At 46.2% G+C, this 14,556-nt stretch carries 11 protein-coding genes; 5 read left to right on the forward strand and 6 right to left on the reverse strand.

Annotation, left to right across the window (positions count from 1 at the left end; genetic code table 11):
• Positions 1-108: 108 nt before the first annotated feature.
• Positions 109-516, reverse strand: a complete 408-nt coding sequence (locus JGK07_RS29700; protein WP_293193402.1) for a HEPN domain-containing protein — start codon at positions 514-516, stop codon at positions 109-111.
• Positions 506-898, reverse strand: coding sequence for a peptidase (locus JGK07_RS29705; protein WP_293213726.1), 393 nt, complete (start codon positions 896-898; stop codon positions 506-508). Before JGK07_RS29705 ends, JGK07_RS29700 begins: the two co-directional genes overlap by 11 nt.
• Positions 899-1,777: 879 nt before the next feature.
• Between JGK07_RS29705 and JGK07_RS29710 the strand changes: the two genes are divergently transcribed.
• Complete coding sequence (locus JGK07_RS29710) at positions 1,778-3,838, forward strand: elongation factor G (protein WP_293226349.1); 2,061 nt, start codon at positions 1,778-1,780, stop codon at positions 3,836-3,838.
• Between the two features lie 254 nt (positions 3,839-4,092).
• Here the strand turns inward: JGK07_RS29710 and JGK07_RS29715 are convergent, their stop codons facing one another.
• On the reverse strand, positions 4,093-5,052 hold the full coding sequence (locus tag JGK07_RS29715; RefSeq protein ID WP_293193398.1) for a GNAT family N-acetyltransferase: 960 nt from the start codon (positions 5,050-5,052) through the stop codon (positions 4,093-4,095).
• A 54-nt stretch (positions 5,053-5,106) separates the two neighbouring features.
• Between JGK07_RS29715 and JGK07_RS29720 the strand changes: the two genes are divergently transcribed.
• The 3 genes from JGK07_RS29720 to JGK07_RS29730 all read left to right on the forward strand — a co-directional run bounded on the left by JGK07_RS29720 (position 5,107) and on the right by JGK07_RS29730 (position 8,785).
• The gene (locus JGK07_RS29720; RefSeq protein ID WP_293186248.1) at positions 5,107-5,310 is read left to right on the forward strand and encodes a hypothetical protein; all 204 of its coding nucleotides are present in this window, start codon (positions 5,107-5,109) and stop codon (positions 5,308-5,310) included.
• 499 nt (positions 5,311-5,809) lie between these two features.
• Positions 5,810-7,297, forward strand: a complete 1,488-nt coding sequence (pap, locus tag JGK07_RS29725) for a polyphosphate:AMP phosphotransferase (protein WP_293186246.1) — start codon at positions 5,810-5,812, stop codon at positions 7,295-7,297.
• Positions 7,298-7,798: 501 nt separating this feature from the next.
• Complete coding sequence (locus tag JGK07_RS29730; protein WP_293186244.1) at positions 7,799-8,785, forward strand: YdcF family protein; 987 nt, start codon at positions 7,799-7,801, stop codon at positions 8,783-8,785.
• Here JGK07_RS29730 and JGK07_RS29735 read toward each other — a convergent pair.
• A complete protein-coding gene (locus tag JGK07_RS29735; RefSeq protein WP_293186242.1) occupies positions 8,782-9,132 on the reverse strand; it encodes a hypothetical protein in 351 nt (116 codons plus the stop codon). The two genes, JGK07_RS29730 and JGK07_RS29735, sit on opposite strands and share 4 nt — an antisense overlap.
• Before the next feature lie 543 nt (positions 9,133-9,675).
• Between JGK07_RS29735 and glsA the strand changes: the two genes are divergently transcribed.
• On the forward strand, positions 9,676-10,599 hold the full coding sequence (gene glsA / locus JGK07_RS29740; RefSeq protein WP_293193396.1) for a glutaminase A: 924 nt from the start codon (positions 9,676-9,678) through the stop codon (positions 10,597-10,599).
• A 243-nt stretch (positions 10,600-10,842) separates the two neighbouring features.
• On the opposite strand, the gene JGK07_RS29745 is transcribed toward glsA, so the two are convergent.
• Both JGK07_RS29745 and JGK07_RS29750 read right to left on the reverse strand, forming a co-directional pair.
• A complete protein-coding gene (locus JGK07_RS29745; RefSeq protein WP_293186238.1) occupies positions 10,843-12,657 on the reverse strand; it encodes an adenylate/guanylate cyclase domain-containing protein in 1,815 nt (604 codons plus the stop codon).
• 170 nt (positions 12,658-12,827) lie between these two features.
• A complete protein-coding gene (locus JGK07_RS29750) occupies positions 12,828-13,934 on the reverse strand; it encodes a FecR family protein (protein ID WP_293186237.1) in 1,107 nt (368 codons plus the stop codon).
• Positions 13,935-14,556 lie beyond the last annotated feature (622 nt).

Here is a 14,556-nt window from a genome sequence, read left to right on the forward strand (position 1 = left end):
GAAGTTGGTGCATTTGGCTTTTGGGATTTTAAAGTCCCAAAAGCCTTTCGATCCCAATTATTTACTTGCTACCCCTTGACAGCTCAAGACAGTATCTACTATTATCGCTCAATTTTCACGATTTAATTCACTCAGAGATGTCATAATATTTTGAGCTATTTTCAAAGCGATTTTAACATCGCTTGATAATGTAAATACCGTATCCGCATAATCTGCCTTATTCCTGAACAGCCTTAATCTGCTTAAGTTCTCCCCTATTTTTATCATTTTTTTAGCTTTAGATTTATGAAAAATAAATTCTTCAGCCACATATTGATGTTCGTTAATATCAGAATTTTTGCGAGAAAGCCTAGAGTCTTGTTCAACATCGCGCAAGTAATTTCTAGCTAAGCAGAATACTGCATAGTATGATCGACTTATTGCCGATCGCAATTTTGCCTCATTATTGTCAGAATCGCCAGAGATTGCCGCCAATTCTTGGGCTAAATTCAAATATTCAGACCAATCAAATCTCATTTGACTCAAATCCCAAACTAATATGCAATTTACTATTGGTAACAGTAGTTATCTTATCCAGCCACCAAGTATCATCAAGAATCATCAATTTTTCAAAAGCTTCATCGACTTCTAGTTTAGTGTAGATCGTAATCCAGAGCGATCGCCAATTGGCAATTTCTGGATCGGTTTTCACTTCCAAGGCTAATCTTTCGCTAGGAAATAGTTCTCTAACTTGAGAATGAGCTTCTAAAATTACACTTAGCATTACTTCCTGCTCAATAATTAACTTAAAAGCTTCAAGAGGTTCTTCTACCGTGTAGAGACTTCGGATTTTATTGAAATCAGCGATTAAATAGTCAAAGGGTTCTGTTTTAATAGCTTGCTCTTGGATAGCAGTCATAATTATTGCTTCTGAATGCTTTACTTGTTAGAATTTTAGCAAAGATGGGCGCTATTGTGGAAAGCCTGTGTGTCATGCCGATCGAATTTACGCACGGGTGCCCAGAAACCGAATATGTTTGTGATGGTGATACCGAAGTATTGTCCTAAAAAAGCCGATTTCTGGTTACTCGTGAGTATTTGTAGGGTGTGGATACATCAAAAATCTCTCAACAAAGAGCGACAATTTAAGAGCGACGCACCTTATATATAAGGAATAAAAATTAAATAACTTAAGCAAATTTGTGGGATGAGCGGGAGAGCCCGTGCAGAAAGGACGGGCGGGACGCCCATCCCACAACAATCATCAAAGTGTAAGTTATTAAATTTTCATTCCTAAGGCTCAAAAAACAAATCAAAAAAATGTTGGGTTTGTTGGCGCACGGATTGTGAACCAAGAAAGGTGCGTCGCTAGGAGATTGTTTGTCACATTTAGGGATTTTCGCGACACACCCTACAACTAATTTCTCTCGCTGCGTGGCGAGAAACCGGGTTTCTATGAATATTTTTGGTTGAGTACGAAAAATTTAGGAAGAAACCCGGTTTCTGGGATTAGCAGAGAAACCGGGTTTCTATGAATATTTTCGGTTGAGTAAGAAAAATCTAGGAAGAAACCCGGTTTCTGGGATTAGCATTTTCACAAATTGATTTACAAAAATACTTAATACTTCACAGTAATTAATGAATTTGTGTCGCAATTTAAGTTTAAACTAAGAACGATCGCAAAATAAAAGTTTTCAGATTCACCAGGGAAGAGATCGGAGAAACCGGCAAACACAAGTTTTTTTCCTGAATATCATCTTCTCCTTCCCCTTCCCCTTCACTTTGTGTAGGAGGCTATATGAACGAAAATGTCATTAGGGCCACGCGAAACGTTGCAATTGTTGGCCCTTATTTAAGCGGTAAAACCGCACTTCTCGAAAGTTTGCTGTCGGTGACAGGGACGATTACTCGCAAGGGTAATGCTAAGGATGGTAATACGGTAGGTGACAGTTCGCCCGAAGCGCGCGATCGCAAAATGAGCGTAGAAGTAAACGCCGCGAGCACCGAATACGAAAACGTCCGCTTCACATTTCTTGACTGTCCCGGCTCGATCGAATTTGTCCAAGAAACTTACAATGCACTTATCGGTGTCGATGCAGCCGTGATTGTTTGCGAACCGGTTGCCGATCGCACTTTAACCCTCGCCCCGCTGTTCAAATTCCTCGACGATTGGGAAATTCCCCACCTAGTTTTCATCAATAAGATCGATCGCGCTTGCACAGACGAAACCACCTGCGGTAGCAACTTCACCGACGTACTCAACGCGCTCAAATCCGTTTCTAGCAGACCAATTGTACCTCACCAATACCCGATCGGCAAAAACGAACAAATCATCGGTTTTATCGACTTAGTAACCGAACAAGCTTACCACTATCACTCCGGCGCACCCGCAGATCCCGTCCCGCTTCCCGAACACCTCAAAGCACAAGAAAGCGCCGCGCGACAGGAAATGCTCGAAGAATTAGCCAATTTTGACGACCATTTACTCGAAGAATTGCTGGAAGAAATCAATCCCGATGCTGAAGAGATTACCCGCGATTTCAAGATGGAATTAGGCGCTGATTTAATAGTGCCCGTATTCATCGGTATCGCCGAACAAGATTTCGGCGTGCGGCCTCTGCTGGAAGCTTTACTCAGAGAAGCGCCGACACCGGAAACTACAGCAGAACGGCGCGGTTTTATACAAAGTGAAAACAAGGTTCTCGGTCAAATCCTCAAAACCTATTACACGCCTCAAGGAGGTAAGCTATCGTTAGTCAGAATCTGGCGGGGAACCCTCGCAGACGGAGCAGTTTTGAACGGGGTTCGAGTTAACGGTTTGTACCGATTGACCGGCCAGCAAACGCAAAGTTTGCAGTCGGTCAGTGCCGGGGAAATTGTCGCTGTGGGCAGGCTGGAAGGCTTGAGAACAGGCGATGTGTTAGGTTTGGACGAATTATTGCCAAAAGCAGAAATCATCTCGCCTGTGTACGCACTGGCGATCGTCCCCGAAAAGCGCAATGATGAAGTTAAGTTGAGTTCTGCCTTAGCTAAACTATTAGAAGAAGACCCATCTTTAGTTTGGGAACAGCACGGAGATACTCACGAAGTTATACTTTGGGGTCAAGGCGAAATCCACCTGAAAGTAGCCTTAGACAGGTTGCGCCGCAAGTACAATTTGCCGATGGTAACTCACTTACCGCAAGTACCGTACAAAGAAACCATCCGCAAACCTGCATCTTCCATTCATGGGCGCTACAAACACCAAAGCGGCGGACACGGACAGTTTGGCGACGTGTACCTCGATATCGCACCGCAGCCTCGCGGAGAAGGTTTCAATTTCACTGACAAAATAGTCGGCGGAGTCGTTCCAAAACAGTATATTCCCGGCGTTGAAGTGGGAGTGCGCGAATATTTGGATCGCGGCCCGTTGGGTTTTCCCGTGGTAGATGTATCAGTGACTCTGACTAACGGTTCCTATCATTCTGTTGATAGTTCGGAACAAGCTTTTAAGCAGGCGGCGCGGTTGGCGATGCAGTCGGGGATGGAGAAGTGCGAATCAACTTTGCTGGAGCCGATCGCCAAAGTTGAAATTTGCGCTCCCAACGAGTGTACATCAAAGGTGTTGCAGTTGGTGAGCGGACATCGCGGCCAAATTCTCGGCTATGAGGGTAAACCAGACTGGAAGGGATGGGATGCTGTTTCGGCTTATTTGCCGATCGCGGAAATGCAGAATTTAATTGTAGAATTGCGATCGCAGACGATGGGAGTCGGATTTTTTAACTGGGAGTTCGATCGATTACAAGAAGTACCGGAACCTTTGGCTAAGCGGGTTTTGCTTACGACTGGTGGGAATGGGAATGGTAACGGTAAAAATTAAGCTGTAGCGGCGGGTTCACCAACCATATATAACGATGACCAACAATATATAAAAACCCGCCCCATCCCACCATAAATCTGAATGTACATTGATATTGTTTGTTGGGTGGGGCGGGTTTTTGAGATTGTTTGTTGGGTGGCGATTATGGTTGGTTAACCCGCCCCTACAGCATTAAAAACACTTTTCAATTCATGTTGGGTGGGGTGGGTTTACTTTAAGAACTCGGGTATCTAGCGTTCACTACCAACCTTGTTTTAAACTGGTTTAGCCCACGACAGCCAAGTTTCCATCGGGCGGAAACCGACTGATTGGTAAAGCTTTGTTGCACCTGTCAAACTGTCGGCATCGACGCTGAGTTTAGCTGTATTTGCACCCGCCGCTTTTAAGGTGTGCAAACCAGCTAGCAGCATCGCTTTTCCTAAGCCCATTTTGCGAAAGTCCCGCCGCGTACCCAATAGTTCAATCCAACCGTCTTTTGCGTCGCTGCGGGGGTTTTTTTGGGGTTTGATTTGACAGTCGCAAAATGCTGCAAATTTACGATCGCCCGAAACAGCAATTAAATCTAATTCCGGCTGATAATTCTCGTCTTGCATCCAGTATCGCACGGTTTCGGCTGTTAAATCGTGGTGGTTCCAGTGATCGATAAATGACTGGTTGAACATTTCTACCCAGGGTTGGATGTCTTTTTCCCCGGATACGTGCGTCAGCGCAAAATCTGCGGGAAATTCGGGTGCGGGAATTGGTTCGGCGAGCGATCGCGTCATTGTGAGAAAATAGCGATCGACTTCAAAGCCCTCTTTCTCTAACAGCCGCATCTCGTCGCTTTCATCTTCCCGACTGTAGGTACGCAATTTCGCGGGCAAATTCCGTTGTTTCGAGACTTCGCCCAGGCGCTTTTCGCCCCATTTAATGATATCTTTTTCCAAATCTTGGCCGCGCGCCTTTGGATGCACGTAAAACCAGAGACAGCCGTCTATTTCATCCTGGGAATCGGGCATATCTAGGAGTGCTAAACCAATTAGTCTGTAGTTTCCGTCTTCCCACAACTGTACGTCGCGGGCTTTGTCGAGTGTGGGGGCGTCGAGTACAAGCTTTACTTCGCTGGCGGATACTTCTTCGCCGACTCCATCGACTGCTTCGCAAGCATCGATTAAATTGGCGATCGCGCACCAGTCACTTTCACCTTTGTAGGAGCGTGTTGTCAAGATATTCATAGAAAACTTTGCAATCCGTAAATTCGGACTGTTCCTGTTAGTGGGTATTGGCAAATGAGTACAGTAATTTGGACATTTTGCACAAATGTCGGTAACAGCCAAGATGCCTGTTCCACAAATGGACATTTTGCACAAATGTCGGTAACAGGTAATATGCCTGTTCCACAGCTTTTAGTTGTTGAGAATGGTGTTGATAAAACTCAGAAACCTGTTTATATCACCCAGGCTTTCAGGTTTTATCTCATGGCGCAATCATAAAAATTGGTTTGCCCTTTTGGGCTAGTTTTGTATTTGAGTTGCCGATCCGAGAAACGCCCAACGTTCGCAAGCAGCGCGCTGGAAGTTATCGAGGCTGATGCTCGATCAACTATTATTTAAATAAATTTGATACAGCTAAGTAAAGAAGTTTTCACCCCCACCGGGTAGTTGATTTTTACTTGTACTCTGTTTTACAATAAATCCTGTTGCAGGGATTTGTTGCTCCTCCTGTTTGCTCGCCCGATCGGGGGAGGGGAGAATTTGAACTTATTAAAAAGTTGCCTTATTCAACTATAACCGCTCAGGTTTTTTTTGGCAAGTTTGAGGCAAGGGGAGTTTTGTTTCTATTAACTGTCTCCCGGATTGGGCGATATAAGCATTGCACTTTTAACCGAGCATAAGTGTATTTTTTATAACTTTTTGCGGCACTTGAAGATTTAATTTTATCCTAACGTTAAACTAACGTTAAACTGCTGTCTCAGATTTGCATGAGGTCAATATGCTCGACAACCTCGATTTAGATATTTCCTTGGACAAAGAAACCTATGATGCCAAAATCGAAGTTTTAATGCAGCAGTTGCGATCGCTCCAACAGACCTGCTGGGAAAAAAAACTGCCTGCAATCATCGTACTCGAAGGCTGGGCGGCCGCCGGCAAAGGCGCCCTGGTCAAAAAAATGGTGGGGTACATGGATCCGCGGGGGTTTGCCGTCCACCCGATTTGGCCGCCGTCAGAGGCAGAAATGGGCTATCCTTTCCTGTGGCGGTTTTGGGAGAAACTGCCGGCGCGAGGGCGGATTGGTTTTTTCTACCACAGTTGGTACACTCATGTTTTAGAAGACCGATTGTTCCAGAGAGTTTCTGACGCCGAAGTACCGACAGTCATCAGGCAAATCAACGCCTTCGAGCGGCAGATGGTAGATGACGGCGCGGCGATCGCCAAATTTTGGATTCACCTGAGCAAAAAAGAACTCAAGCACAGGCTCAAAAAACTAGAAGACGACAGCTTACAAGCTTGGCGAGTGCGGCCCGAAGATTGGAAACAAGCCAAAAAATACCAAGAATACACAACTTTGGCCGAAGAAATGGTAACTCAAACCGGCACGGGCCCGGCACCTTGGACGCTAGTAGAAGGGGACTGTCAGCGCTGGGCGAGAGTCAAAGTTTTAACGCAAATGGCAGCGACAATTACAGAAGCCCTAGAGAGACTCCCGACGCAATCTGCACCACTGAAATTGCCACCTCAAGAAAGCTTGTCACCCACCGAACCCAACTTGCTCGCCCAAGTAGATTTGACTCAATCGCTGTCGCCAGACGAATACAAACAGGAACTTCGCGCAGCACAAACCAGTTTTGGCAAACTGCAACAAAGCATCGACGAAGATGAAATCCCTGTCTTAGTGCTGTTTGAAGGTTGGGACGCCGCCGGTAAAGGAGGCGCGATCAAACGCTTGACGGACATCCTAGACCCCCGCAGTTACACCGTTAATCCGTTTGCTGCCCCCACGGATGAAGAAAAATCTCACCACTACCTCTGGCGGTTCTGGCGGCGGTTGCCGACTGCTGGTAAAATCAGCATTTGCGATCGCAGTTGGTATGGTAGAGTGCTGGTCGAACGAGTGGAAGGATTTGCCACCGAACCCGAATGGCGCCGAGCTTACCAGGAAATTAACGAATTTGAGGAGCAACTCACCAGTTTCGGTTGTGTCGTAGTTAAATTCTGGCTGCACATCAGTCCAGACGAGCAACTAAAGCGGTTTACAGAGCGAGAAAAAAATCCATTTAAACAATACAAACTCACTCCTGAAGATTGGCGGAATCGCCAAAAGTGGAATTATTATGAAGTGGCGGTGAATCAAATGGTTCAGCGCACCAGCACCCCGTCAGCTCCCTGGACTATAATTGCGGCCGATAACAAGTATTATGCTCGTGTTAAAGTAATTCAAACGGTAACGCAGGCAATTCGGAATCAACTGAAACGCCGATAAATTGGGATTGGTGAACGGGTAACAGGTAATGGGAAAAATAGCAGCAGCACAAATCAGGCTTGAATTGCCAAGTCAATTTCACCTGCCGCCGGCTCCATCCATTATCAATTACCGATCGACCATTAACCAACTATCGATTACCAATTATCTGTCAGCAATCTGTGACCCGCCCCAAAACGGGTACAACCCCCCAACGCTATGAGTGTGGAGAGCCTAAAATTTTAGACCAAAGTGCAAGCTCCTAGATTCATCTGTGGAGTCAATCTAAAATCTAAAATTTAAAATTTAAAATCGACTGACTGGAAGTAGCGGGATCTCCTTGCGTGCAACCAATAGTTGATAGCTGACCGGAATAGAGCATTTCTCAGAAATGCGATCGAACTGTGCGATCGGCCAAAGTTAACAACCCAACTCAACCGATGCCCGTATTTGCTCCCGCAGCTAAATTAGCGCTCGTTCCACACTTCCGTACTAATTTATGAAGACACAGAATATTGCAAGATGCCTGAACTATTCGCTCGCATTCTATTTCTATTCCTCCTCTTCTCACTGATCAAATCGTGGTGGGATCAATCAGGAGGCAAAGACAATCCTTTAATAGATCGGCTGCGCGTTTTGCTGCTGATCAGCCTTTTGTTCCTCGCTTTTTTTGCCCCAGACACGCCAGTCGGAGCGGCGATTTTCGGCTTAATAGCTTTCTTCTTTAAGCCGCTAGGTTTTGCGATCTCACTGTTGGTGATTGCATCGGCGCTGATCACGAACGGGGGCATCCGCAACCCGGCGCCGAGAATGATCCTGGCTGCGCTGCTGGTTTTGATTCTGTCGAGTATGCCAGTGGTGGCTTATTGGTTCGCAGATCAAGCAGAACGAGATGCCGCAGCCCGCACAGTTTGCTGCGATGAAACAGCAGCGGCGATCGTCCTGCTGGGCAAGGGAACGACTAACAGTCACAACGCTAACCGAGAAGCAATTCAACTGACAGACACAGGCAATCGCTTGCCCTATGCTGCTGTTTTGTACAAAAAAGAACTAGCACCTTTGGTGATTGTTAGTGCTGGGCCCAGAGCAAATTTACAGAATGATACTGGCGAAGCTAAAGATATCCAAACTTTGCTGGCAAGCAACATGGGCGTGCCGCGCAACAATATCGTTCTCGACGATAATGGCAGGAACATACGCACCAGCGCCGAGGAAGTGAGAAAAATCCTCGACAGCCGCGGCGTCGGGCGCAAAGTAATCCTGGTAACATCTGCAATTCAGATGCGACGTGCCAGCCTCGCTTTTGCGAATATGGGAATCCAGGTGATTCCTAGAGCTACGGACTTCTACACTTACCAGCCAGTGTCAGGAGGGCATTCCAAACTGCGCTTAGACGCGGCAGATTTCCTGCCCAGTGCAGAAGCTTTGGTAACTACGACACGAGTATTCGATGAATATTTCGGGTCTGTTTATTACTATTTGCGCGGCTGGCAGGCTCCCAGAGCCTAAAGCGGCAAGTTGGTGGTGTTTTTTTGAGGCAACACCGACTGCTCCCCAGATTGGTTTAACATTTCCTGAGAATGAGACCTTTGTGGGGGGCTGTATTTTCTCATTCCGGCGGGATCGCCGACGGCAAAGTTGGCAGTTAATAAAAACACCGCCCAAAATATAGGCTCCTCCCACTTAGATTTTGTTGGAGTTGGTGCTGGCGTTGTGACTGATTCAACGTTTACTTTGATATCTAATTTGCCTTCAATTTCTTTGCCTTTGAGAACTCCGTCCTTGCAGACACCCTTAAAAATCATCGGAGCGGGTTTTGGTGCTTCTGCTGCATCTGTTTTCGGTTCGTCTGCCATTTTTTTTATCCTGGGTTTGAGTAGATCCGATTGGATAGTAGATTCTCAGAGGTTCGGGGGTTTTCCGGAAAGGATTGCGCGAACTCTGAAAAAATTAAATTAAATATGCACCCCGCCCCTGATTGGGGATTAAAAATAAGAAGTTGAAGGCATTTCAAGCTAGTCCTTGTTGATTTTGGGTAGCAGCGCTGCCTTGATGCTGCTACCTATCTATCTGGGTGAAAGGGAGGTTTTTATGCAAAGTACAGATTTTTAGGAAAATTTTGTCAATAATATTGATTAGCTGCCCGCAGGCGGTAACGATCGCAGCCTGAAAGCCGATCGCACTTGCTCTCATATTATGTCCGGTCAATTACCATAACAATCAAAGTTAGCGCCTGCGGACTGAAGTCCGCACTACGAACCAATTTTATTGCGATAGAGCGATCGCACTTGCTCTCACCTCACAAACCGGGTTTTTCCCGGAGCTCAAGTGTCGCAATGTGCTTTAAAAACAGGGTTTCTGGTTCACAAGGGCGATCGTAAATATTTAAATAACCGAAAGTGAAAACACCCACCAGCAAACTATCTTCCCTGGAACCAGAACAACTGGCAGCTTGGGCAATAGAGGCAATTAATCGCAGTAAATCCGGTAAAATCCCCGCATACGTACCTCTCCTTGCCCAAGCCGACAGACAATGGTTTGCCGTGCAAATTCGGGCAATTGACGGTCAAATTTTGAGCTGGGGTAGCGCTGCTACCACATTCCCGCTGATGAGCGCAGTCAAACCTTTCGTCTTGCTTTACTTGCTGTGCGAATTGGGTGAAAAAGCAGTTTTTGACTGCGTGGGCTGCGAGCCTTCGGAACTTCCTTTCAATTCTCTGACTCAACTCGAAAGGGATAAAGGGAAGCCGAGAAATCCGATGATTAATAGCGGGGCGATCGCTCTAGCGTCTTTGATTCCCGGTGAAAATGCGGTTGAACGCTGTCAAAACCTGCGAACTTGGCTGAACCAACAGGCAAAAAGTCAGCTATTTGTTGACGAGTTAATGCTCGATTCAGTGAATGCTATGCCGAATCAAAAAAATTGGGATCTTGCCTTAGCAATGGTAGAATCTGGTTATCTACAAAACTCGGAAATTGCGTTAGAAACCTACAATCGCGTTTGCTGTTTGTCTGGAAGTGTAGAGGATTTGGCGAAGCTGGGAATGGTGTTGGTAAATGGTGGTGAAGCGATCGCGGAAAACTGTCGCACTGTGAAAGCGCTGATGGCTACTTGCGGTTTGTATGAAGCATCGGCCCGCTTTGCGCTGCGGGTGGGAATTCCCGCTAAGTCGGGTGTTAGCGGGGCTTTGTTGTCGGTTATTCCGGGCGAAGGGGCGATCGCCTCCTACAGTCCGCCTTTGAATAAAGAGGGAAATTCTGTCGGCGGTTTGTTTCTGTTGGAACAAATAGCTAAATCTTTGCGGCTGAGTATATTTGATTAGATTGGGTAATTGGTAATTGGTAATTGGGAATTGGGAATTGGGAATTGGGAATTGGGAAGAAGGCCCGCGCAGGACATTGTTATTTGTTATTTGTTATTTGTCCGATGTTATTTGTTAGTGGCTACCAATAACCAACTACCAATAACCAACTACCAATAACCAACTACCAATAACCAATAACCAATAACCAATAACCAATAACCAATAACAACTGTCAACTGTCAACTGTCAACTGACTACTGACTACTGCTTTTCACCCAAAATAGCATAAACCACAGTTTCTTCTTTTTTGCCGCGCAATTGAATCGCTCCTACTTTTTGCCCTTCGTAGCGATCGCGCACGTAAGCAAAAGTTCTCCCCGTCACCAACAAATTAAAAGGACTGTCAGAAATAATTTCCTTATTCATCGCCTCCAATCTAGCCGCAACGTTGACAGCATCGCCGATTACAGAATAATTCAAACGCCGGGAACCGCCGACGCTGCCGGCAACTAACTGTCCGGTATGCAAACCAATGCCAAACTTAATTAAAGGTTTGCGGTCAATTCTAAGCTGCTCGTTGATTTTGTGCAGCTTTTCGTGCATGGCGATGCAAGCTGCTACGGCATTTAAAGCATCTTGTTGAATTTCGGGATATTCTGTGTGGCAAAAAGGTACACCAAAAACTGCCATAATTGCATCACCAATGTATTTATCGACAACGCCGCCGTGATCCATAATACAGTCGGTCATCGCTTCCAAATAATGGTTCAGCCAGGTGAGCAAATCCCGCGGCCGCATTTTTTCGGAAATTGAAGTAAAACTGCGAATATCCATAAACAGCACAGTTGCTGTAAGTTCTTGAGGTTCGAGTTCTCCCTGTTCAAATATCTCTGCTTTGCGTTCCCAAATAAGCTGAGCAGTTTCGGGGGCGACGTGTTTTTCAAATAACCTCATTAACTGCTGTTTTTCGTACTGTTCCCGCACTTGTAAAGCAGTACCAGATAAAATGAGGGTGCCGATGGGTGCGGCAACGGGAAGCCACCAAAAATAGTAGCCAAATAATACAGCAGCAGCCGTAACCCAAATTACAGGTAAACCAAGGGCGATCGCAATTCTTGCTTTAACACCTCGGTTGCACAGCACCGAAGTAGTAAGGGGGCCAATCCCCAACAATAACAAAATTTCTAGCGCTGCGGGCAGTCGCTTTAGCAATCGCTGATTGAGCAAATTGTCAACTAAAGCTGCATATAAATAAACCCCAGCAGTAGTCTTGTTCAGAGGTGTAGATATCTGGTCAAAACCCGTAGCGACTAGGCCGACTAAGACTAATTTATCAGCTAAAGCATTTTCAGGAATTCTACCTTCTACAACATCCACAAAAGCATAGGTACGTAGATTTTCTGTTTTCCCGGGCCAGTTAACCCAGACTGTTTGTTCCTGCATATTTTGTGGCTGCGGCAGCAATACAGGATTTTGCGGGTTAGCAGCGTTGTACCTCTGAGTCATTACTAAACCGAAGTTAGGAATGGAGTCGAGAAATATTTTTGAATCGCGGCTAACGCCGTCGCTGTTCGGTTCGTGCATTATATGTCCGACACCTGCGGCGGCTGCTTTTAAAGATGCTACTGGCTGTTCTTGGGTGGTTCTTGGGAGTACAACTTTGCCATTTGTGGCGATCGCAGCGGCTAACATTTCATCTTTCGGACTCGGATCGAGGAAAAGAATGTCGAAACCAACTGCTGTGGGGGGAAATTTTTTTAAAGCTGACAGCAGGGCGGCGTAGCGATTGCGCGACCACGGAAATTGACCGTATTCCTGCAAGCTTTGGGGTTCGATCGCAATTACCGCAATTCTCTCATCCCAACCCGGATTTGGCAAAACTCCCGATTCTCGAATTTGAAATAGGGTTTTGTATCCCAAATATTCAAGGGGTTTCCACATTCCCAATTGCAGCATGGCGACAGACATTATTCCTGCTACGGCGCCTGTCAGCCAGGGAGGATTTGTGATGAGATATTGCCGGATGCCAATCAGTTGATTGTGTTTCAGATGCTCGATCAATTGTTTGAACTTCATTCAATTAATTTGACGCAATAATTGACATTCGATGCTGATGTTCGGATAATACCGGGCGGTTGAAACCGCGTCTAGACAAACAAAACCCGCCTCCGCGGGTTGAAACCAGACCGATATTTCAGATGATAATACCGGGCGCTTGAAACCGCCGTCCGATCTAGATCAGTTGTTTAGGGAACTGCGAGGTTGTAATGCTTTTCTCTGACGGACGATCCTCTCACTACAATTTTGAGGCGGCGGCTGGCCGGTAAAATTCCTTGGATTTTGAATTTACCTTCTCGATCGATCTTAATGGCTTGGTTGTTGACATAAATTATGTCGATCGGGTTAATTTGACCGCTGAGGCGATAGATATTCCCACCGAGTCTCGACAAACTGCGGACTTTGAGATCGGCTAAGCGAGGGCTGGCTGATGGCGGTGCGGGGGGAGTTTGAGGGAAAATTTCCGTGGCGTTACCGCCGTTGACAACTACTTCGGAGTCGTTTTTGCCAGATACTCCGACTGAACCTTCAATGGTTTCGACTCCGGTTTTGCCGTCTGGGCCGACGCTGACGCCAAAGGATGTACCCCTGACTCCGGCAACGCCTTCGGGGGTTTCAACCCTGACTGGGGCGGTTCTGGGAGATTTTTTTTGTTGGGCTATTTGATTGGTTTCGGCAATTGGGCTGAATGTATTTAAGGCGGCAATTTGCTTGGGTAGGATAATTGCTGAGGTTTGAGCTGCGGCTGTGGGCGCAGCAGTTTTGCCGATCGACAATCTCACTCGTCCCCTGCTGACAAAAATAGCTGTGTCGTTTTCGCCTGAAGTGCTTGACAAATCGGATATTCTAACTGCGGTTTTTTCGGCAACTTCAACGATGCCGGTGTTGTTGTCGATCGCTAAGCGGGCTGTGGAATCGGGGTCGGTGATGATTTCGTCTCCGGGGGCGAGGAGCCGATCGCCGACGACGGCGGGCCGCCCTTTAAAGGTGACTGTACCGCGAATTTCTTGAATTTCGAGCGATCGGCCTGTCGCTGTTCCCTGAGCGTTGATTGTCTTGGTTGGGGATGGATTGGCTGCCGCTATTACCGGAAATTTTGGAGACTTTGAGCCGGTTGGTGGTGCTGGCGGTCGATCGACCGAGATAATTTTAGTAGGGTTTGACTGCTGTTTGGGGGATGGAGACAGCGGACTGGCGATCGTAGGGCGAAAGGCTGGAAGACAGGCCAGCACAGCTAAGGACAAACTTAGGAGTGGAATTTTGGTCGATCGCCAGCAAGTAAAAATTTTATTCATATTTTCTATTTTGTCATGTTGAAGTTCTTAGACTTCATTTGCTTTATTAGACTTCTTAAATCCGGAAATCGTTCCATTTTTTTTGCCATAAAACAGCAGCCAAAATAAGCTTTCTCAGCAAGAAAGCTTACCATTAAATCTTCTTTTTATTGTCAAAATTTAGTAAACTGTTACAACGAGGCAGTTTCCTCAGATTTGATGTGTAATTTTTGGGTTCCCCAGACCAAGAGTCTTGCAGAACAAGAGTTTTCGCCGCTCTCAATAGGAAATAGCGAATATTTATATATAGCAAACATAAAATTAATTACTGCTAGTAAAGGTCTTTTGGCTTCGGCCGGAAGGATGAATAATTGGGAAGAAATCCTGTAGTTGTGGCAATTAATAAAAAGATTCCCTTTGGGAAGTGATAAAAAATAATTATATAAGTGGTGCGGCTGGCTTTGGGAGTGGAGCTTGTGCCTGTGCAACCAACGCAGGCTGGGCCGAGCGACAAGGGGGCAAAGATCGAGCAACTCCGACTAGAATAGCTGGTAAAAGTATAGTCATCTATTACATGACATGGGAGGCTTCAAGTCCCTCCCCTTTCGCTTTCACTTCGAGCGGATTAACCCGCCTCGGCTGA

Origin of the sequence: Microcoleus sp. PH2017_24_DOB_U_A (genome assembly GCF_020738205.1) — a bacterium.
GTDB lineage: Bacteria > Cyanobacteriota > Cyanobacteriia > Cyanobacteriales > Microcoleaceae > Microcoleus.

Bases quoted from the DNA above. Each gene is read 5' to 3' on its own strand.
- JGK07_RS29730 (WP_293186244.1), top strand. From the start codon at position 7,799: ATGCCTGAACTATTCGCTCGCATTCTATTTCTATTCCTCCTCTTCTCA.
- JGK07_RS29720 (WP_293186248.1), top strand. From the start codon at position 5,107: ATGAGTACAGTAATTTGGACATTTTGCACAAATGTCGGTAACAGCCAA.
- JGK07_RS29710 (WP_293226349.1), top strand. From the start codon at position 1,778: ATGAACGAAAATGTCATTAGGGCCACGCGAAACGTTGCAATTGTTGGC.
- JGK07_RS29745 (WP_293186238.1), bottom strand. From the start codon at position 12,657: ATGAAGTTCAAACAATTGATCGAGCATCTGAAACACAATCAACTGATT.
- JGK07_RS29700 (WP_293193402.1), bottom strand. From the start codon at position 516: ATGAGATTTGATTGGTCTGAATATTTGAATTTAGCCCAAGAATTGGCG.
- JGK07_RS29715 (WP_293193398.1), bottom strand. From the start codon at position 5,052: ATGAATATCTTGACAACACGCTCCTACAAAGGTGAAAGTGACTGGTGC.
- JGK07_RS29750 (WP_293186237.1), bottom strand. From the start codon at position 13,934: ATGAATAAAATTTTTACTTGCTGGCGATCGACCAAAATTCCACTCCTA.
- JGK07_RS29705 (WP_293213726.1), bottom strand. From the start codon at position 898: ATGACTGCTATCCAAGAGCAAGCTATTAAAACAGAACCCTTTGACTAT.
- JGK07_RS29735 (WP_293186242.1), bottom strand. From the start codon at position 9,132: ATGGCAGACGAACCGAAAACAGATGCAGCAGAAGCACCAAAACCCGCT.
- pap (WP_293186246.1), top strand. From the start codon at position 5,810: ATGCTCGACAACCTCGATTTAGATATTTCCTTGGACAAAGAAACCTAT.